Origin of the sequence: Pseudomonas kuykendallii (assembly GCF_900106975.1) — a bacterium.
In the GTDB taxonomy this organism is placed as follows: domain Bacteria; phylum Pseudomonadota; class Gammaproteobacteria; order Pseudomonadales; family Pseudomonadaceae; genus Pseudomonas_O; species Pseudomonas_O kuykendallii.
In genome coordinates this window covers 1,003,908-1,023,967 of sequence record NZ_FNNU01000001.1, presented here as the reverse complement: position 1 = coordinate 1,023,967, position 20,060 = coordinate 1,003,908, and the positions used below count along the sequence as shown (strand labels likewise).

The following is a 20,060-nucleotide window of genomic DNA, read 5'->3' as shown; positions in this document are numbered from 1 at the left end:
CGCCCCGCCATCGAGTGAAAACCAACGCATGAACCACGCCTACTTCGTCACCGGCACCGACACCGAAATCGGCAAGACCACCATCGCCGCCGGCCTGCTCCACGCCGCCCGCCGCGCCGGCCTCTCGACGGCGGCGGCCAAGCCGGTCGCCTCCGGCTGCCAGTTGACCGACGCCGGCCTGCGCAATGACGACGCCCTCGCCCTGCTCGCCGAATGCAGCCTCGCGCTGCGCTACGAGGAAGTGAACCCGCTGGCCTTCGCGCCGCCGATCGCGCCGCATCTCGCCGCCCGAGAGGCCGGCGTGCGGCTGGACGTGCCGGCGCTGGTCGATGCGGTACGGCCGATCCTCGCCCGCCAAGCCGACTTCACCCTGGTCGAAGGTGCCGGCGGATGGCGCGTTCCCCTGGCCGGCACGGCCAGCCTGTCCGACCTGCCGATCGTTCTCGGCCTGCCGGTGATTCTCGTGGTGGGCGTGCGTCTGGGCTGCATCAACCACGCGCTGCTCAGCGCCGAAGCCATCCAGCGCGACGGCCTGCGATTGGCCGGCTGGATCGCCAATCTGGTCGACGCGCAGACCTCGCGCCTGGAGGAAAACCTCGCCACGCTGAATGAGCGCCTGCCGGCACCCTGCCTCGGCCGCGTGCCGCGCCTGGATCGCGCCGATGCCGCAAGCGTCGCCGCGCATCTAGACCTGGCAGCGCTCGGGTTCTAAGCACGGCGGTTTACATAGCCCATTGCCAGTACGATAGCTGCGACGACTCTGTTTCAATAACCGCTCAAACGTTTTCCCCGAGCCTTCGCCATGCAAATTTCAGGAAGTGCCTTCAGCAGCGGTTTCAGCGGCATCCAGGCCGGCCAGCAGCGCGTCGACCGCGCCGCCGGCGAGATCGCCAGCCAGTCGGCTGCGCGCGGCGACGGCATCGAGGAAACCTCGTCGCAGGTGCGTGAGAACGACGACCTGGCGCGCAGCCTGGTCGATCTGCAGGCCGGCAAGCAGGACGTGCAGGTCAACGCAAAAGTCGTCAAAACCGCCGACGACGCGCTCGGCACCCTGATCGACATCCGCGCCTGATCCCTCGCCAGCGCCCGCTGGCAACAGACCTTCCGGGTTTCCTTCGAGCACCCTCGCTCGGGCGCACGCCTGCGCGTTTGCCGGGTAACACCTAGACTAAAGTCACTGTCCAAAGCGCCGAATGGTGTCCCCGCGTCTTTGGCCCAGGGTTGACAAGCCCAGAACGCGAACGTATGTTTCAAACGCCTGTTTGATGCCTGGCGGCCCTGTCGGCCGCCGGCGATTCGATGCCAAGACCGGCGCACCGGTCGCCCCAGAGAGCCCGTGAGTGGCTCTTACATTACGAACCCACCGCAGAGGTTTACCGTTATGCCTGACTACAAGGCCCCCTTGCGCGATATCCGTTTCGTACGCGACGAACTGCTCGGCTACGAAGCGCATTACCAGAGCCTGCCCGGCTGCGAAGACGCCACTCCGGACATGGTCAACGCCATCCTCGAAGAAGGCGCGAAGTTCTGCGAGCAAGTCATCGCTCCGCTGAACCGCGTCGGCGACCAGGAAGGTTGCACCTGGAGCCCGGAAGGCGTGAAGACGCCAACCGGCTTCAAGGAAGCCTACAAGCAGTTCGTCGAAGGCGGCTGGCCGAGCCTGGCGCATGACGTCGAGCACGGCGGCCAGGGCCTGCCGGAATCCCTCGGCCTGGCGGTCAGCGAAATGGTCGGCTCGGCCAACTGGTCGTGGGGCATGTACCCCGGCCTGTCGCATGGCGCGATGAACACCATCTCCGCCCACGGCACCGCCGAACAGCAGCAGACCTACCTGACCAAGCTGGTCTCCGGCGAATGGACCGGCACCATGTGCCTGACCGAGCCGCATTGCGGCACCGACCTGGGCATGCTGCGCACCAAGGCCGAACCTCAGGCCGACGGCTCCTACAAGGTGTCCGGCACGAAGATCTTCATCTCCGCCGGCGAACACGACATGGCCGAGAACATCGTCCATATCGTGCTGGCGCGCCTGCCCGATGCACCGGCCGGCACTAAAGGCATCTCGCTGTTCATCGTGCCGAAGTTCCTGCCCAACGCCGAAGGCGGTGTCGGCGAGCGCAACGGCGTTTCCTGCGGCTCGCTGGAACACAAGATGGGCATCCACGGCAACGCCACCTGCGTGATGAACTTCGACGGCGCCACCGGCTTCCTGATCGGCCCGGCGAACAAGGGCCTGAACTGCATGTTCACCTTCATGAACACCGCCCGCCTAGGCACCGCGCTGCAAGGCCTGGCGCATGCGGAAGTCGGTTTCCAGGGCGGCATCAAGTACGCCCGCGAGCGTCTGCAGATGCGTTCGCTGACCGGTCCGAAAGCACCCGACAAGGCGGCCGACCCGATCATCGTGCACCCGGACGTGCGCCGCATGCTGCTGACCATGAAGGCCTTCGCCGAGGGCAACCGCGCGATGGTGTACTTCACCGCCAAGCAGGTAGACATCACCCAGCACAGCCAGGACGAAGAAGCACGCAAGGCGGCCGACGGCCTGCTGGCGTTCCTGACGCCGATCGCCAAGGCCTTCATGACCGAGGTCGGTTTCGAGTCCGCTTCCCACGGCATGCAGATCTACGGCGGCCACGGCTTCATCGCCGAGTGGGGCATGGAGCAGAACCTGCGCGACTGCCGCATCTCGATGATGTACGAAGGCACCACCGGCATTCAGGCCCTCGACCTGCTGGGCCGCAAGGTGCTGATGACCCAGGGCGAAGCGCTGAAAGGCTTCACCAAGATCGTCCACAAGTTCTGCCAGGCCAACGAAGGCAATGACGCGGTGAAGGAATTCGTCGCACCGCTGGCCAAGCTGAACAAGGAATGGGGCGAGCTGACCATGAAGGTCGGCATGGCCGCGATGAAGAACCGCGAGGAAGTCGGTGCCGCATCGGTGGACTACCTGATGTATTCGGGTTACGTCTGCCTGGCCTACTTCTGGGCCGACATGGCCCGTCTGGCAGCCGAGAAGCTCGCGACCGGCACCGGCGACGAGGCCTTCTACAAGGCCAAGCTGCAGACCGCGCGCTTCTACTACGCACGCATCCTGCCGCGCACCCGCACCCATGTGGAAACCATGCTGTCCGGCGCCGACAACCTGATGGACATGGCCGAAGAGGACTTCGCCCTGGGCTACTAAGCCGAGGGACGTTCCTCACGATGCCGCTCACCGCGAGGTGAGCGGCATTTTTGTTGCTGCCGACCGACGCCTCGTCGGTCCACGAAAGGCCGTGGCATCGCGATCTCCCGCCGGGGAGGCGAAAATGCCACTATAGGTGCCCCTGATCGATCCAACGCCATCGACTGGTATCCCGCGTGCGGAATCTCGTCTCCTTTCGTCCGAGCCATTTCTTCGTGCCGCTGCTGCTGGTCGGCGGCGGTGCGGTGGCCGGCTCGCTGGCGCAGATGACCGAGTTCTTCACCTCGCTGTTCAACGTGCTGCCCACCCTGCTGCTGTTGCTCGGCGGCGCGTTCTGCCTGGTCTACGGGCGTGTCCGCCAGCTGTTCCTGCTGCTGGTGGTCTACCTGATGTATTTCTTTCTCGACAACGAGGTCGACCATTTCCGCCTCACCGGCGCTGCCAGCGCCGACGCCGCGCTGGTGTTCCACCTCGGCAGCCTGCTGCTGCCGCTGCTCTACGGGTTGTATGGCGGGTGGCAGGAGCGCGCCCATCTGCTGCAGGACTTGATCGCCCGCGCCGCGGTGCTGCTGGCCACCCTGGGTGTCGTCGTGGCCCTCGCCCGCCGCTTTCCCGAGGGCCTGCTGAGCGTGACCACCCAGGTCTACTGGCCGTTGCTGCATGGCCAGTGGATGAGCCTGGTGCAGCTCGCCTACTTCGCGTTCGCCGGCGCCCTGCTGCTGCTCGCCATCCAGTACCTGCGTCAGCCGCGCCCCTCGCACGCCGCGCAACTGATCGGCCTGGCCGGGTTGCTGTGGATGCTGCCCAAGGTGTTCATCCTGCCGCACGCGCTGGGGGTGATGAGCAGCCTGGTGATGCTCGCGCAGACCGCCGCGCTGGCCCACGAGGCGTACCAGATGGCCTATCGCGACGAACTCACCGGGCTGCCCGGCCGACGTGCGCTGAACGAGCGCCTGCAGCGCCTGCCCCGCAGCTACGTGATCGCCATGGGCGATGTCGATCACTTCAAGAAATTCAACGACACCCACGGCCACGACGTCGGCGATCAGGTGCTGCGCATGGTCGCCGCGCAGCTGCGCAAGGTGGGCGGCGGTGGCAAGGCCTACCGCTACGGCGGCGAGGAATTCACCCTGCTGTTCACCGGCAAGGACGCCGACGACTGCCTGCCGTACCTGGAAGCGGTGCGCCAGGCCATCGAGTCCTACAGCCTGCAACTGCGCGACCGACAGCAGCGCCCGGCCGACAATCTGCAAGGCCGCAACCTGCGCAGCAACACCCAGGCCGAGGCCGTGTCGGTGACGATGAGCCTCGGCGTAGCCGCGCGCAGCGACGAGCTGCGCAGCGCCGACGCGGTGCTGAAAGCCGCCGACCAGGCGCTCTACAGCGCCAAGAGCGCCGGGCGCAACCGGGTCTTCGTACAGGGCCAGAACCGCCGCGGCGCGGTGCGCCTGAAGCCGCAGCGCGGCGCCTGAAAGCGGCGTGATCCAAGGATCGAAAGCTGTCCGCCCGGTCACAACATGAACCTACGTCTCTGAAAAGGTGTTCGGTTAGACTCGTGGAATCAAGCACCGGCCACCGAGGCCGGCCCGATCTCGAGGTATGCACCATGGCTGACTACAAAGCGCCCCTGCGCGATATGCGTTTCGTCCTCAACGAAGTCTTCGACGTGGCCCGTCTGTGGGCCGAGATGCCGGCGCTGGCCGAAGTCGTGGACGCCGACACCGCCGAAGCCATCCTCGAGGAGGCCGGCAAGGTCAACGCACGCAGCATCGCGCCGCTGAATCGCAGCGGCGACGAGGAAGGCTGCCAGTGGAAGGACGGCGTGGTCAGCACCCCGGCCGGCTTCGTCGAGGCCTACCGCACCTATGCCGAAGGCGGCTGGGTCGGCGTCGGCGGCAACCCGGCCTACGGCGGCATGGGCATGCCCAAGGTGATCGGCGCGCAGGTCGAGGAGATGGTCAACTCGGCCAACCTGTCGTTCGGCCTGTACCCGATGCTCACCGCCGGCGCCTGCCTGGCGATCAACGCCCACGCCAGCGACGAGCTGAAGGACGCCTACCTGCCGAACATGTACGCCGGCGTCTGGGCCGGTTCCATGTGCCTGACCGAGCCGCACGCCGGCACCGACCTGGGCATCATCCGCACCAAGGCCGAGCCGCAGGCCGACGGCAGCTACAAGGTCTCCGGCACCAAGATCTTCATCACAGGCGGCGAACACGACCTCACCGAGAACATCATCCACCTGGTGCTGGCCAAGCTGCCGGACGCACCGGCCGGGCCGAAGGGTATCTCACTGTTCCTGGTGCCGAAGTTCATGGTCGGCGCCGATGGCTCGCTGGGCGAGCGCAACGCGGTCAGCTGCGGCTCGATCGAACACAAGATGGGTATCAAGGCCTCGGCCACCTGCGTGATGAACTTCGACGGCGCTACCGGCTGGCTGGTCGGCGACGTCAACAAGGGCCTCGCGGCGATGTTCACCATGATGAACTACGAGCGCCTGGGCGTCGGCATCCAGGGTCTCGCGTCGGGCGAACGCTCCTACCAGAGCGCCGTCGAGTACGCCCGCGAGCGTATCCAGAGCCGCGCGCCGACCGGTCCGCAGGACAAGACCAAGGCCGCCGACCCGATCATCGTGCACCCCGACGTGCGGCGCATGCTGCTGACCATGAAAGCCAGCAACGAGGGTGGCCGCGCCTTCTCCACCTACGTCGCGATGCAACTGGACACCGCCAAGTTCAGCGAGGACCCGGCCCAGCGCAAACGCGCCGAGGACCTGGTCGCCCTGCTCACTCCGGTAGCCAAGGCGTTCCTCACCGACCTCGGCCTGGAAACCACGGTGCACGGCCAGCAGGTGTTCGGCGGCCACGGCTTCATCCGCGAATGGGGCCAGGAGCAACTGGTGCGCGACGTGCGCATCACGCAGATCTACGAAGGCACCAACGGCATCCAGGCGCTGGACCTGGTCGGGCGCAAGATCGTCGGCAGCGGCGGCGCGTTCTACAAGCACTTCTCCGACGAGATCAAGGCGTTCACCGCCTCCGCCGGCAGCGAACTCGCCGAATTCACCGTACCGCTGGACGCGGCGGTGAAGAACCTCGACGAGCTCAGCGCCTGGCTGCTCGACCGTTCGCAAAGCAACCCCAACGAAATCGGCGCCGCTTCGGTGGAATACCTGCACGTGTTCGGCTACACCGCCTACGCCTACATGTGGGCGCTGATGGCACGCGCCGCGCTGGGTAGGGAAACCGAGGACGCGTTCTACGCCAGCAAGCTCGGCACCGCGCGCTTCTATTTCGCCCGCCTGTTGCCGCGTATCCATTCGCTTACGGCGTCGGTCAAGGCCGGTAGCGAATCGCTGTACCTGCTGGACGCCGCGCAGTTCTGATCGCTCGCCGTACTCCGAAAAGCTCCGCCTGCGTGGGGCTTTTTTATGGGTGAAGAAAAAGAAAGGCGCTAATGGCAAATGGCCTTCCGTGTAAGCCAAAGCTTACAAAGCGTGATGGCTTTCCGCCTCTATCCAGCCAAAGGGCGCCTGCGTATTCTCCTGCTCCAAGGACGTCGCGCAGGAAGCGCCAAGGTCGAACACGGATACGTCGGAACCCGCTACGGATTGGCGGCGGATCAAGGAAGTCGAAATCAATCAACCCCGCTTCGGCGGGGTTTTTTATTGCCCGGAAAAAGCCGCAAAAGCCGAAATCGGATTGCCAGAGGACGCGTGGATGGCAACACTCGGCACCCACTCCCGCGGAATCGACCCATGCGCGCTGCCGATTACCTTCGCCTGATCAGCCTCGCCGCCATCTGGGGGGCCAGCTTCCTCTTCGTGCGGATGCTGGTGCCGCAGATCGGCACCCTACCCACGGCCTTCGGGCGCGTATCGATGGCCTGCCTGGGCCTGGCGCTGATCGTCCTCGTGCTGCGCATCCGATGGGACTTCCGTGGCCTGCTCGGCCGCGTACTGTTGCTCGGGGTGATCAGCGCCGGGCTGCCCTTCGCCATGTACGCGGTCGCCGCGCAGCACCTGCCGGCCGGTTACCTGGCGATCTTCAACGCCACCACGCCCTTGATGGGCGTCCTCATCGGCGCGCTGTTCTTCGGTGAATCGCTCACCGCGAGCAAGGGCGCCGGCGTGCTGCTCGGCCTGGCCGGTGTCGCCGTGCTCAGCCGCACCGGGCCGGTGGCGTTCGACCTCAATCTGGCCTGGGGCGCCGCGGCCTGCCTGGTGGCGACCTCCTGCTACGGGCTATCCGGCTTCCTCACGCGACGTTGGGTGAGCGAGCGCGGCGGACTGGACAGCCGCCTGCTGGCCCTGGCCAGCCAGGTCGGCGCCACCCTCAGCCTGTTGCCGCTGATGCTCTGGGCGTTGCCCGGCCAGTCGCAGGCGCACTGGAGCGATCCACTCACCTGGGCGGCGCTGGTGGGCCTGGGCGTGGTCTGCACGGCGTTCGCCTTCATCCTGTATTTCCGCCTGATCGCCGACATCGGCCCGGTCAAGTCGATGACCGTGACCTTCCTGATTCCGCTGTTCGGGGTGTTCTGGGGCGTGCTGCTGCTCGACGAACAGCTGTCCTGGGCCTACCTGTATGGCGGCGTGCTGATCGCCCTGGCCTTGTGGCTGGTGCTGCGTCCGCCGCGCGACGAGGCGAAGTAGCCTCAGTTCAGCCCGTCGCGTGGCGGGTTGATCCCTTCCAGCAGCGAGCGCAACAGCTCCAGCGTCGCCTGCTGGCGCTGCGCGTCGCGGAACACCAGGCCGACCTGCAGCAGCACGCGCGGCTCGCTGAGCGGCTTCCACAACAGGCGGTCGGTGGCGTTGACCTGGCGCGCGCGACCGGGCAGCACGGTGGCCAGGTTGGATTGCGCCAGGCTGTCGAGAATCCCGCCCATCTGGTTCAGCTCGGCCTGCACGCGAGGGCGTCGACCGAGCGCCGCCAGTTGCTCCTGCCAGATCTGTCGCACGCGGAATTCCTCGCCCAACAGCAGCATCGGCAGCTCCGCGGCCTGGGTCAGGGAGACCTTCTTGAATTCCTTCAGCGGGTGCTCGGCCGGAATCACCAGCTGCAGCTCGTCCTCGTACAGCGGCAGCGAATGCAGCCCCGGCTGGCGCGGCGGCAGGAAGCCGATGCCGACATCCAGGGTGCCGGTGAGCAGGCGCCGCTCGATGTCGATACCGGACAACTCGTAGATCTGCACCACCAGCTGCGGCTGCGCCTCGCGCAGACGCTCCAGCAGCATCGGCACCAGGCTGGCGTTGACCGTTTGCAGCACGCCGATGGCGAGGCTGCGCGGCGCCTGGCCGCGGAAACTGCGCAACGCTTCGCGCGCGCGCTCCATGCCGTCGAGAAGCGCGACCGCATGGTTGTACAGGGTGTGGGCGGCAAGGGTCGGCAGCAGTCGTTTGCCGCTGCGCTGGAACAGGCTGACGTCGAGACCCTGCTCGAGCCCGCGGATCTGCTGGGACAGCGCCGGCTGCGAAAGGCTCAGGCGCTCGGCGGCGCGACCGACATGGCCTTCCTCGTAGAGGGCGACGAAGTAGCGAAGTTGACGAAAATCCATAAGCAGAGCTTATCAATGAATCTGAAAAATCGAAATATCCGCATCCCCCTGCCGCTCTTAATCTAGCCCCACAGAGCGAGGGCTCGGTGCGGAGAACGGCGATGAAAGCCATCAAGGTCAACGGATTATTCATAGGCAAAGCAAAAGAGATCGGCGTCGGGCTGGTCAGCGCGACCGACAAGCAGCCGATCAACCATCGGCTCTGGTTGTGGCCGCAAGGCCTGGGCAGCGACGAACAGGGCGACATCCGCTTCCACGGCGGTCCCGAGCGCGTCCTGCACCACTATCCCGCCGAGCACTATGCCCACTGGAAACGCGTGCTGCCGCAGATCGACTGGAAGGCGCCGGACTTCGGCGAAAACCTGTCCACCTACGGCCTGCTGGAAAACCGCGTGTGCATCGGCGACGTGTTCCGCTGGGGCGACGCGCTGCTGCAGGTCAGCCAGCCGCGCTCCCCGTGCTACCGCCTGAGCCACCGCAGCGGTATCGCCGAAATGCCGCAATGGGCGCAGGAGAGCGGCCGCTTCGGCTGGTACTACCGCGTGCTCAAGGCCGGCTTCGTCAGCCCGGAAAACGGCCTGCAGCTGGTTCAGCGCAACTACCCGGGGCTGACCGTCGCCCAGGCGATCCGCAGTTTCTACCAGGCACCGCTGGAGCGCGCCGGCCTGCAGCAGTTGGTCTCCTGCCACGACCTCAGCGTGCGCTGGCGCGACACCGCCGCGCGGCGCCTGGCCACCGGCCGCATCGAAGACTGGAGCGCCCGCCTGTATGGCCAGGCGCCGGAGGGGCTGCGCGCATGAGCGACTATCGGATCACCCTGCTCGACGGCGACATGCAGTTGGCCGAGCTGACCGTTCGCAGCGCGCAGTACCGCCAGGTACGCCGCCTGCTGGCGGAGCGCTTTCCGCCGGAACAGGGCTTCGTGCTGGTCGTCGAGGGCGGTCGCGAACTGCGCCGCGTGCTTGGCCTGAACCACCACGGTCGCCGGCAGATCCGTGTCGAGTACCTGCACCAGGGCGGGAGCGAACATGCGTGACATACAGGCCCGCCTGCGCCTGATGCATACGATCGAGCGTCCGGAGCAGGTTTTCGTCCGCGGCCAGGGTTCCTGGCTGTGGGACAGCGGCGGCCGCGCCTACCTGGACTTCCACCAGGGCGGTGCCGCCAACAGCCTCGGCCACAGCCCCAACGTGCTGGTCGAAGCGCTGCAGCGTCAGGCCGAGAACCTGCTCAACCCCGGCCCGAGCTTCTACAGCCGCAGCCTGCTCAAGCTCGCCGCGCGGCTGTGCCAGGCCACCGGCAGCGAACAGGCGTACTTCCTCAACAGCGGCGCCGAGGCCAACGAGGCCGCGGTGCAACTGGCGCGCAAATGGGGCCGCCTGCATCGCGGCGGCGCGCGCAAGGTGATCAGCGCCAGCCAGAGCGGCCACGGCCTGACCTTCGGCGCGCTGTCCGAACAGGGCGAGGCGCGCAACGGCTTCGGCTCGGTGCCGTTCAACGACCTCGCCGCGCTGCAGGCCGCGGTGGACGACGATAGCGTGGCGATCCTGCTGGAACCGGTGCAGGGCGATGCCGGCGTGATCCCGGCGACCCTGGAATACCTGCAGGGCGCGGAGCGGCTGTGCCGCGAGCGCGGCCTGCTGCTGATCCTCGACGAAGTGCAGACCGGCATCGGCCGCTGTGGCTCGCTGCTCGCCGAGGAGCTGTACGGCGTGCGCGCCGATATCGTCACCCTCGGCAAGGGCCTCGGCGGCGGCGTTCCGCTGGCCGCCTTGCTGGCGCGCGGCAACGCCGGGTGTTTCGAGCCCGGTGATCTGGGCGGAACGCTGCATGGCAACCCACTGATGACCAGTGCCGGGCTCGCGGTGCTGCAGGCGACCCTGGAGCCGGGCTTCCTCGAACACATCCGCGAGGTCGGCGAGCGCATGCGCGAGGGCCTGGCGCGGCTGTCACGGCGCAGCGGCCACGGCCCGCTGCGCGGACACGGCCTGCTGATCGGCCTTCCGCTGCTCGGCCTGGACGCCCCGGCGGTGGTCCGCGCGGCGCTGGCCGAAGGCCTGCTGATCAGCGCGCCGCATGCGCACTGCCTGCGCTTCTCGCCGGCGCTGACGGTCAGCGCGGCCAACGTCGAAGAAATGCTCAAACGACTCGCCGCCGCCCTGGCGCGAGCGAAGACCGCCACGGCGGAGGTGGCCTGATGCGCGTCTCGATCCTGCAACATGCGTCCTTCGAAGGCCTCGGCCGCATCGGCCCATGGCTGGAATCGCGCGCCCTCTGGGCACGCGTGCATGCGCTGTACGAAAACGCGGCACTGCCCGAGATCGATGATTTCGACCTGCTGATCGTTCTCGGTGGCCCGATGGATGTCGACGACGAAGCCGATTATCCGTGGCTGAGCGCCGAGAAACGGCTGATCCGCGAAACGCTGAAGACGCAGAAGCGCCTGCTGGGCATCGGCTTCGGTGGTCAGCTGATCGCCGACGCGCTCGGCGCGCGGGTACGCGACGTCGGCCAGGCCGAAGTCGGCTGGTGGCCGGTGGAGAAATACGCCCAGGCCCAGAGTTCGCCGCTCGGCCGGATGCTGCCGCAGCGGCTGATGGCGCTGCACTGGCACGAACGCAACTTCGAGCTGCCTTCAGGGGCGATTCCCCTGTACGGCTCGGCGGCGTGCGAATGCCAGGGGTTCATCTGGAAGGAGCGCGTGATCGCCCTGCAATACCACCTGGAGAGCACGCCGGACAGCATCGAGGCGCTGCTCGGCGCCTGCGCCGAAGACCTTCAGGGCCGCGGCGCGGTGCAGGATGCCGCGGCCATCCGCCAGGGCCTGAGCCTGTGCAGCACGTTGAAGATCAGCCTGTTCCGCCTGCTCGACTACCTTTCCGGGCCGCATGCCGCGATGCGCTAGCGCCCACACGAACCTCGTTCCGCGGATTTCGCGTCACCCCGCACCGGCCAGCCTGGGTGCGGGGTTTTCTTTTTCAGGGGTCCGGCTGCCGTAGGGCGCGCCGCGTGCACCAGTGGGGCATGCAGTGCGGTTGGTGCGCATGGCGCACCCTACGGGCGAGGGACGGGTCCATTCCGGGGTTCCGCCGCAGGGTGCGTCTCGAGCTGGCGGATCAGCCGCGCCGGGTTGCCGCCGACCAGCGTGAACGCCGGCACATCGCGGGTCACCACCGCGCCCGAGGCGATGATGGCGCCGTCGCCGATGCTGACGCCGGGGTTGATCACCGCGCGCCCGCCGATCCAGACGCCGTTGCCGATGGTCACCGGCCGCGCGCTTTCAAGGGTGGAGACGCGCTCGCCCATGTCCAGCGGATGGGTGCTGGTGTAGATATGCACACCCGGTCCGATCAGGCAGTCGTCGCCGATGCGCACCGGCGCGGCGTCGAGGATCAGCAGGTCGAAATTGGCGTAGAAGCTCCGCCCGACATGGATGTTGAAGCCGTAGTCGAAGCGGAAGGTCGATTCGATGTAGGGCTCGCCCTGCGCGGAGCCGAGGATCCTGCCGAGCAGCTCGTGGCGCTCGGCGGAGTTTTCCGCGCTGGCGTTGAACGCGTGCATCAACACCCGCGCCGCGGCGCGTGCGGCCACCAGCTCAGGGTCCCAGGGTTGGTAAAGCTCGCCAGCGAGCATTTTCTCGCGATTGCTGTTCATCGGTCCGCCTCGCTGCCTGTCGTCGATGCTCCCTTCGACTCCTGCCAGAGCGAGGATGCGCAGCGCTCCGATGAAAATGCTCGGCGGACCTCAGATCAGCGCGAAATGCACCGCCACCTGCCAGCCCAGCGCGGCGAGCGCCAGTACGCTGGCCCCTGCCAACGCAAGGCGTTGCTGGCCGAAACGCCGGTCATGGCCAGCCTGCAGGGCAAGCAGCCGCTGCGAAAGGTCCAGATCGAGCGCCTGCAGCGACTGGTCGAAGGACTCGCGCAATGCCGCGGCCTGTTGCAGGGCCGCCGCTTCATGGGCGCCGAGCTGTTCCTGCAGCCCCTGGGCGTGCGCCTGCTGACGCTGCTCCAGCGCCGCCTGCACGCGCGTCGCCTCGGCGGCCTGGCTGGCGAGCGTCCTGTCCTGCTCCTGCAGGTGGCGGTCGATATCCTTGCGCAGGCGCTGGCCGTCTTCGGCGAAGCGGGCGAACTCGTCCTCGTTGCGCTCGGCCTGCGCCTGCAAGGCATCGCTCAGCTGTCGCGCGTTTTCCGTCTGCCGTTGTTCGAGGTTGGCGAAGCCGACGCCCAGCTGGCTGACGCACTGCGCGCTGGCGACGCCCAGGTCGCGGGTCACCTCGTCGCGCAGCGCCCGATTGGCGGCATCGATGCGCTGCTCGGCCTCCCTCACCTGCTTCACGCAGCCCACCAGTTGCTGCGCCTGCTCCTGGGTCAGCCCCTTGGCCTCCAGCAACCCCTGGTTGGCGGCGTTGATCGCTTGCTGCTGCTCACCCAGTTGAACCTGCTGGTCGAGAATCCGCTGGTTCTGCGCCACCAGCTCGTCGGCCTGCTGCTTCAGCAGGTTCTGCTGCTGCAGGAGGAGTTTCTGCTGATCGCTGAGCACCTTGGAGATGGCCGTGTTGACCACCAGCAGTTGCGAGGATTTCTGCGTCAACTGGCCGATCGAGGCGTTGAGGTCGAGCTGGGCTTCCTGAATCTTGTCGCTGCGGCCGTGGAACCAGTTGCCGACGAAATTCCCGTCCTTCTTTTCCCCGCGCAGCCTGTTCAGGCGGTCGGCCTCGGACAGGACCTTTTCCTGATCGGCGCTCAGACCCTTGAGCAGCTCCTTGATGTTGCTCTCGCGGATGATCCGCTCGGGCACCTCGAGGCTGGAGAACGCCTGGACGATCTGCAATTCCTGGGAGCCTTTCGTCGAGGTGCGGGTCTGGTTGGGCATGGTCTAGCGTTCCTGCTACGGCATTGAGTGCGGAAAGAGAGTGGGGCTCAGAGGGTCTTGAGGAAGTCGTCGATGTCGGCCTGGCTCTCGTCGATGCGGCCGATCATCCGCCAGCTCCTTTCGACCTGCCCACGGGTGCTCTCCAGCGCCTGCTCCAGACTGGCCAGCGTGGCGGCCGAGGCCAACCCGGCGGCGCCCAGGGCCGCGCCGGTCTGGCGGTTCAGTTCGATGGATTGCGTATAGAGCGCGACATTGCCCAGCGCGGCCTCGGACAGGCTCACCAGCTCGCCGGCGACGGCCTCGTGGCGGCCGGCGTTGGCGATCAGTTCGTCGAGCAGCTTCTCCTTGCGCGCATGGCGGTCGAACCAGCAGTCGATCTGGTAGGCGAGGAAGGCTGAGAGCAGGCCGCTGAGGGTGCCGATCAGCACCGGCGTGAGCAGGTCGGCGAACGGCTTGAGGAAGGGCACGCTGGCCATGAACACCGCGACCGTCTCGCCGAGCAGGATGCCCACCGAACTGATGACCAGGGTGCCAAGCAGCTTGAGGCCTTCCTGCATCGCCTGCTCGCGGGTCATGTGCGCGGGCGGGAAGAGCATCATCTTCGCCGCCTTGAACAGGCCGAGCAGGCCCTCGCGGATCACCGTGACGAAGCGCTTGGCGGTGGACAGGAAGTTGTTCAGCAGGAAGGTCAGCAGGTTGCTGACGAAACCGCTGACGCCGCCTTCGATCATCTGCGAGAGCGCGGCGGGGACCTTCTTCACCACCTGCTCGGCGATGCGCAGCAGGCGCTGGCCGATCTCCTCCAGCAGGCTCTTGCCCACCTCGACGCCCTGCTGGATGAGCAGCTTGACCTCGTTGAACAGGCCGTTGACCAGTTCGGTCAGCAGCACGCCCAGCGCCTGGCGCGCGCCCATCAGCGCGGCCTGCTTGCCACCGGTAACGAGCAGTTCGGTGGCCTGCTTCTTCAGCAGCGCGTGGTTGGCGGTGCGGTCGACGTGCTTGCGCGCGGTCTTGTGTTTCTCGTCGACCTTCTCCTGGTCGGCGCCGAATTTCTCGGCGTTGGTCTGGCCGTCCTTGCGTTCTGTGGCCGCCCATTCGGCGAGGTCCTCGTCGCCCTTGGAGCCGTTCAGCGGCTGGTTGGTCAGGGCCAGGTTGTCGTCGGCGTTGACCATCTCGCGGATGCGGCTGACGTCGACACTGCCGTCCTCGCTCACCTGGCCCAGCGCCAGGTGCATCTTCGGGTCGTTGTGCACCTCGGAGATCGACACCACGTGGTCCAGCTCGGCGCGCGCCTGGCCGCCGTTCTTCAGGTCCACCGTGCCGTCGGCGTGAACCGCCTCGCCGGTGTATTCGTCCTGACCGCGCTCGATCCGCTCGCTGCGCTTGTCATCCCAGGTCTTGCCGCCGGCGGTATCCGCCTTGGCCTGGGTGTCGACCTCGTATTCGGCGCGCACCGACCTGTCGTATTCCTTACGCGACTGGCCGTGCAGCGCCTTGTCCGAGTCGGTCGCCACATAGTCGTCGTCTTCACGCGAGAAGTTGTGCAGCGTGGTGACGTTGCCGCCGTTGCGGTCGACGTCCTTGAACATCGCGGTGGACAGCCCGAAAGGCCCGATCACCTGCGACAGCACGTGCTGCTGGCAGTCATCGAAGAGCTTCTGCAGGCGTTGCTCGCGGGTCATGGTGGTGGGTTGCATGGCGTTTCCCTGCCTTGGTCAGACGGTCTTGCGGTGAATGAAGTCGCCGAGCCAGGCGGCGAACGAAGGCGCCACCAGCACGCGCTGCGGCACGTCATGGAGCACCTCGATGACCTGCCCGACGCGGCCCTGCGCGGCCGGCACCATGTCCAGGCACAGGTAGTCGCCGCCGCCGTTGGAGGCGAACGGCACCCAGCCGCGTTGCCACCAGCCTTCGCGGATGCCGGCGTCCGGGCGGGCGACGCGGCCGTCGAAATCGCCGTCGTCGAGCAACTCGGTCCAGGACGACCAGCTCATCGCGATGTGGCGGATCGGCAGGAACTGGTTGCCGTCGAACAACGCGCCGGCCTGGCCGCGCTGGCCGTCGTGGACCTTCAGGCAGTCGCTGAAGCCGGCAGGCAGGGCCACGCCCAGCACGCGCTCCAGTTCGCGCACGGCGGACTCGGAAGCCGGCGGATTGAGGTCGGCCAGGCGCGCGGGATCATGGCCCGCCAGCCAGGCTTCGAGGCGTTTCCAGAGAACCCGCGTATCCATCGCTTCCGACATGTTTGCCGCTCGTGATCCGATGAGAGTCATTATTCAGGCGCCAGCTTTCCGGCGACTCTACGGGAACTCGATCCGTTCGCCAACCGCTCGGGCCCGCGCTTCTTTATGAATTCTTTACGCCGCGCCCGGCCCGCTCATCTCGTTCCTTTACGCCGCCACTGCCGAGAATGGCGCCAGGCGGACGGTCCGCCGACAAGGAGCGAAACCCATGAGCATTCTCGACGGCGTGTCCCTGGCCCTGGCCACGGGGCTGTTCATCTACCTGGTGGTAGCGCTGCTGCGCGCCGAGCGGAGCTAGGCGCCATGCAGACCTCCGACTACTGGCAACTCATCGCCTTCTTCGTCCTGGTGCTGGCACCGGCGCCCTGGCTCGGTCGCTACCTGTACCGGGCGATGGAGGGCGAGCGCACCCTGCTCAGCCCGCTGCTCGGCCCGCTGGAACGCGGCTGCTACCGGCTCTGCGGGCTCGAGCCAGGAGCGGCCCAGGACTGGAAGGCCTACGCGGCGTCACTGCTGGTCTTCAGCCTGGCGAGCCTTCTGCTGCTGTTCGCCATCCTGCTGCTTCAGGGCGTGCTGCCGCTCAATCCGCAGAAGCTGGCCGGCCTCGAGTGGAGCCTGGCGCTGAACACCGCGATCAGCTTCGTCAGCAACACCAACTGGCAGGCCTACAGCGGCGAGTCGACGCTCAGCTACTTCAGCCAGATGCTCGGTCTCGGCGTGCAGAACTTCGTCAGCCCGGCGGTGGGCCTGGCCGTGCTGACGGTGTTCTGCCGCGGCATCGCCCGGCGTTCGACACGGGAGATCGGCAACTTCTGGGTCGACCTGACCCGCGCCACGCTCTACGGCATGCTGCCGTTGTGCCTGCTGCTGGCGCTGCTGCTGGTCTGGCAGGGCGTGCCGCAGACCTTCCAGCCCTACGTCGACGCGCTGACCCTGCAAGGCCAGCCGCAAGGCATTCCCCTCGGCCCGGCGGCCAGCCAGATCGCCATCAAGCAGCTGGGCACCAACGGCGGCGGCTTCTTCGGCGTCAACTCGGCGCACCCATTCGAGAATCCGACGGCCTGGAGCAACCTGTTCGAGGTGGTCTCGATCCTACTGATCCCGGCGGCGCTGCTGTTCACCTTCGGCCACTACGTCAGGGACCTGCGCCAGAGCCGCGCGCTGCTGGCGAGCATGCTGATCGTCTTCGTCATCGGCCTGGGCCTGACGCTATACGCCGAGTACCAGCCGAACCCGCTGCTGGCGGGCCTGCCGATCGAGCAGGCCTGCTCGCTGGAAGGCAAGGAAAGCCGCTTCGGCATCACCGCCTCGAGCCTCTGGGCGGTGACCACCACGGCCGCCTCGAACGGCTCGGTGAATGCCATGCACGACAGCTTCAGCGCGCTCGGCTCGCTGATGCCGCTGTTCAACATGATGCTCGGCGAGGTGATCTTCGGCGGTGTCGGTGCCGGCCTCTACGGCATGCTGCTGTTCGTCCTGATCGCCGTGTTCCTCGCCGGGCTGATGATCGGCCGCACCCCGGAATACCTCGGCAAGAAGCTGGAGGCCCGCGAAGTCCGTTTGCTGGTGGCGACCCTGCTGGTGATGCCGGTCGGTGCGCTGGTGTTCGGCGCACTCGCCGCCAGCCTGCCCGGCCCGCTGGCGTCGGTGAGCAACCCCGGCCCGCACGGTTTCAGCCAGATCCTCTACGCCTACACCTCCGCCAGCGCCAACAACGGCTCGGCCTTCGCCGGCTTCGGCGCCAACACCATCTACCACAACCTGATGCTCGGCCTGGCCATGCTTCTCGGGCGCTTCGGCTACCTCCTGCCGGTCCTGGCGATCGCCGGCAGCCTGGCGCAGAAGAAGCGCGCACCACTGGGCAGCGACAGCTTCCCGACCCACGGCCCGCTGTTCGTCACCCTGCTGACCCTGACCATCCTGCTGGTCGGCGGCCTGACCTTCCTCCCGGCGCTGGCCCTCGGCCCGCTCGCCGAACACCTCAGCCTGCTGGGCCAATAAGGAGCCGACATGACTGGCAACTCGCAGAATCCGGCGCTGACCGGCGCCCCCCAACAGGCCCGCACGCGCCTCTCCGCCCTCTGGCGTCCGGCGCTGGTGCAGGCGTTCGTCAAGCTCGATCCGCGGCAGTTGCTGCGCTCGCCAGTGATGCTGGTGGTCGAGCTGACCGCCGTGGTCACCAGCCTGCTGTGCTTCGTTCCGGCGCAGGGCGTGAGCACCGGCCTGGCGCTGCAGATCGCGCTCTGGCTGTGGTTCACCGTGCTCTTCGCCAACTTCGCCGAGGCGCTCGCCGAAGGTCGAGGCAAGGCCCGCGCCGACAGCCTCAAGGCCGGCGGCGAGGGCTTACGCGCCCGCCTTCGCACGGCCGACGGCAGCTACACCAGCGTCGCCGCCAGCAGCCTGCGGCGTGGCGATCTGGTGCGCGTCGAGGCCGGCGAGCTGATTCCCGGCGACGGCGAGATCGTCGAAGGCATCGGCGCGGTGAACGAGGCGGCGATCACCGGCGAATCGGCGCCAGTGATCCGCGAATCCGACGGCGACCGCTCCGCGGTGACCGGCAACACGCGGCTGGTGTCCGACTGGCTGCTGGTGCGCATCAGCGCCAACCCCGGCGAGTCGACGCTGGACCGGATGATCGCCCTGGTGGAAGGCGCCAAGCGGCAGAAGACGCCCAACGAGGTGGCGCTGGACATCCTGCTGATCGGCCTGACGCTGATCTTCCTGCTAGTGGTCGCCACCCTGCAGCCGTTCGCCCGCTTCGCCGGCGGCGACCTGCCGCTGGTGTACCTGGTGGCGCTGCTGGTGACGCTGATCCCGACCACCATCGGCGGCCTGCTCTCGGCCATCGGCATCGCCGGGATGGACCGCCTGGTGCGCCTCAACGTGATCGCCAAATCCGGTCGCGCGGTGGAGGCGGCCGGCGACGTGCACGTGCTGCTGCTCGACAAGACCGGCACCATCACCTTCGGCAACCGCCGCTGCAGCGCGCTGTTCGCCGCGCCCGGCGTCAGCGCCATGGCCCTGGCCGAAGGCGCGCTGCTGGCCTCGCTGGCCGACGACACGCCGGAAGGCAAATCCATCGTCGACTACCTGCGCGCGCTGCATCCGCTGCAGGAGCCGGCGCGCAGCGCGGTGACCGCGGTGCCGTTCAGCGCCGAGACGCGGCTCTCCGGGATCGACTGGAACGGCCGGGTGTTGCGCAAGGGCGCGGTGGACTCGGTGCTGGACTTCCTCGGCCGCGACCGCGCGAGCCTCGCGCCCGCGCTGGCACGCGAGATCGACAGCATCGCGCAGAGTGGCGGCACGCCGCTGCTGGTCTGCGCCGACGGCGAGCTGCTGGGCGCCGTGCACCTCAAGGACGTGGTCAAGCCGGGAATCCGCCAGCGCTTCGCCGAGCTGCGCACGCTGGGCATCCGCACCGTGATGGTGACCGGCGACAACCCGCTGACCGCCGCCGCCATCGCCGCCGAAGCCGGGGTCGACGACGTCATCGCCGAGGCCACGCCGGAAAAGAAACTGCAACGCATCCGCCAGGAGCAGGCCGAGGGCAAGCTGGTCGCGATGTGCGGCGACGGCGCCAACGACGCGCCGGCGCTGGCCCAGGCCGACGTCGGCATGGCGATGAACGACGGCACCCAGGCCGCGCGCGAGGCAGCCAACCTGGTCGACCTGGACTCGGACCCGACCAAGCTGCTCGACGTGGTGCGGGTCGGCAAGGAGCTGCTGGTCACCCGCGGCGCACTGACCACCTTCTCGGTGGCCAACGACGTCGCCAAGTACTTCGCCATCCTGCCGGCGCTGTTCAGCGGCCTCTATCCACAGCTCGGCCTGCTCAACCTGATGCAGCTGCACAGCCCGCAGAGCGCGATCCTCTCGGCCATCGTGTTCAACGCGCTGATCATCGTCGCGCTGATCCCCCTGGCCCTGCGCGGCGTGCGCGTGCAGGCCGCCGACGCGGCCAGCCTGCTGCGGCGCAACCTGCTGATCTACGGGCTCGGCGGGCTGATCGCGCCGTTCCTCGGGATCAAGGCGCTCGACATGCTGCTGGTCGCCGCAGGGCTGGCATGACGCGAACGCAGGTTGGCTTGAGCGTAGCGAGGCGCCGGTGATGGGTGGCGCTGCGCTCGACCCATCCTACGACGCTGGTGTAAGGCTTTTACCCCTCTGCCTCTGGGAGAGGGAGTCGTCAATGAATCCGGAGA

18 protein-coding genes are annotated in these 20,060 nt (G+C 67.5%); 13 read left to right on the top strand and 5 right to left on the bottom strand.

The genetic code is table 11. From position 1 onward, the window contains the following. The first annotated feature begins 28 nt into the window (after window positions 1-28). The 6 genes from bioD to BLV15_RS04605 all read left to right on the top strand — a co-directional run bounded on the left by bioD (window position 29) and on the right by BLV15_RS04605 (window position 7,838). The gene (bioD, locus tag BLV15_RS04630) at window positions 29-712 is read left to right on the top strand and encodes a dethiobiotin synthase (RefSeq protein WP_090225017.1); all 684 of its coding nucleotides are present in this window, start codon (window positions 29-31) and stop codon (window positions 710-712) included. A gap of 90 nt (window positions 713-802) precedes the next feature. Next, on the top strand, window positions 803-1,072 hold the full coding sequence (locus tag BLV15_RS04625; protein ID WP_090225016.1) for a hypothetical protein: 270 nt from the start codon (window positions 803-805) through the stop codon (window positions 1,070-1,072). A 309-nt stretch (window positions 1,073-1,381) separates the two neighbouring features. Continuing rightward, a complete protein-coding gene (locus tag BLV15_RS04620; protein WP_090225014.1) occupies window positions 1,382-3,187 on the top strand; it encodes a phenylacyl-CoA dehydrogenase in 1,806 nt (601 codons plus the stop codon). A 176-nt stretch (window positions 3,188-3,363) separates the two neighbouring features. Next, entirely contained in the window at window positions 3,364-4,659 is a 1,296-nt protein-coding gene (locus BLV15_RS04615; protein WP_245728130.1) for a GGDEF domain-containing protein, read from the top strand. A 134-nt stretch (window positions 4,660-4,793) separates the two neighbouring features. Next, window positions 4,794-6,572, top strand: a complete 1,779-nt coding sequence (locus BLV15_RS04610) for an acyl-CoA dehydrogenase C-terminal domain-containing protein (protein WP_090225013.1) — start codon at window positions 4,794-4,796, stop codon at window positions 6,570-6,572. A 372-nt stretch (window positions 6,573-6,944) separates the two neighbouring features. After that, the gene (locus BLV15_RS04605) at window positions 6,945-7,838 is read left to right on the top strand and encodes a DMT family transporter (protein ID WP_090225011.1); all 894 of its coding nucleotides are present in this window, start codon (window positions 6,945-6,947) and stop codon (window positions 7,836-7,838) included. 2 nt (window positions 7,839-7,840) lie between these two features. Here BLV15_RS04605 and BLV15_RS04600 read toward each other — a convergent pair whose 3' ends face one another. Beyond that, window positions 7,841-8,740, bottom strand: a complete 900-nt coding sequence (locus BLV15_RS04600; RefSeq protein ID WP_090225009.1) for a LysR family transcriptional regulator — start codon at window positions 8,738-8,740, stop codon at window positions 7,841-7,843. Window positions 8,741-8,841: 101 nt separating this feature from the next. Here BLV15_RS04600 and BLV15_RS04595 point away from each other — a divergent pair, with 101 nt between their 5' ends. The 4 genes from BLV15_RS04595 to BLV15_RS04580 are packed head-to-tail and all read left to right on the top strand — an operon-like array spanning window position 8,842 to window position 11,645. Beyond that, entirely contained in the window at window positions 8,842-9,540 is a 699-nt protein-coding gene (locus tag BLV15_RS04595; RefSeq protein ID WP_090225007.1) for an MOSC domain-containing protein, read from the top strand. Further along, window positions 9,537-9,776 carry a hypothetical protein gene (locus BLV15_RS04590; RefSeq protein ID WP_090225005.1) on the top strand — a complete coding sequence of 80 codons (240 nt, stop codon included), beginning with the start codon at window positions 9,537-9,539 and terminating at the stop codon, window positions 9,774-9,776. The genes BLV15_RS04595 and BLV15_RS04590 overlap by 4 nt, the downstream gene beginning before the upstream one ends. Continuing rightward, entirely contained in the window at window positions 9,769-10,938 is a 1,170-nt protein-coding gene (locus BLV15_RS04585; RefSeq protein ID WP_090225004.1) for an aspartate aminotransferase family protein, read from the top strand. Before BLV15_RS04590 ends, BLV15_RS04585 begins: the two co-directional genes overlap by 8 nt. Next, window positions 10,938-11,645, top strand: a complete 708-nt coding sequence (locus tag BLV15_RS04580) for a type 1 glutamine amidotransferase (RefSeq protein WP_090225002.1) — start codon at window positions 10,938-10,940, stop codon at window positions 11,643-11,645. The genes BLV15_RS04585 and BLV15_RS04580 overlap by 1 nt, the downstream gene beginning before the upstream one ends. A gap of 149 nt (window positions 11,646-11,794) precedes the next feature. Here the strand turns inward: BLV15_RS04580 and BLV15_RS04575 are convergent, their stop codons facing one another. From BLV15_RS04575 to BLV15_RS04560, 4 genes are all read right to left on the bottom strand, one after another. Beyond that, window positions 11,795-12,394: a sugar O-acetyltransferase gene (locus BLV15_RS04575; protein ID WP_090225000.1), complete on the bottom strand. Its 600-nt coding sequence runs from the start codon at window positions 12,392-12,394 to the stop codon at window positions 11,795-11,797. Window positions 12,395-12,484: 90 nt separating this feature from the next. Beyond that, window positions 12,485-13,615, bottom strand: a complete 1,131-nt coding sequence (locus tag BLV15_RS04570) for a coiled-coil domain-containing protein (protein ID WP_090224997.1) — start codon at window positions 13,613-13,615, stop codon at window positions 12,485-12,487. Between the two features lie 47 nt (window positions 13,616-13,662). After that, entirely contained in the window at window positions 13,663-15,312 is a 1,650-nt protein-coding gene (locus BLV15_RS04565) for a hypothetical protein (protein ID WP_090224995.1), read from the bottom strand. 18 nt (window positions 15,313-15,330) lie between these two features. Further along, window positions 15,331-15,858, bottom strand: a complete 528-nt coding sequence (locus BLV15_RS04560) for an SMI1/KNR4 family protein (protein ID WP_175534281.1) — start codon at window positions 15,856-15,858, stop codon at window positions 15,331-15,333. Window positions 15,859-16,066: 208 nt separating this feature from the next. Between BLV15_RS04560 and kdpF the strand changes: the two genes are divergently transcribed. From kdpF to kdpB, 3 genes are read left to right on the top strand one after another with little or no spacing between them, the layout of a single operon-like run. After that, entirely contained in the window at window positions 16,067-16,156 is a 90-nt protein-coding gene (gene kdpF / locus BLV15_RS04555; RefSeq protein ID WP_090224992.1) for a K(+)-transporting ATPase subunit F, read from the top strand. 5 nt (window positions 16,157-16,161) lie between these two features. Continuing rightward, entirely contained in the window at window positions 16,162-17,859 is a 1,698-nt protein-coding gene (gene kdpA / locus BLV15_RS04550; protein WP_090224990.1) for a potassium-transporting ATPase subunit KdpA, read from the top strand. Window positions 17,860-17,868: 9 nt separating this feature from the next. Next, complete coding sequence (kdpB, locus tag BLV15_RS04545; RefSeq protein ID WP_090224988.1) at window positions 17,869-19,926, top strand: potassium-transporting ATPase subunit KdpB; 2,058 nt, start codon at window positions 17,869-17,871, stop codon at window positions 19,924-19,926. Window positions 19,927-20,060: the final 134 nt, after the last annotated feature.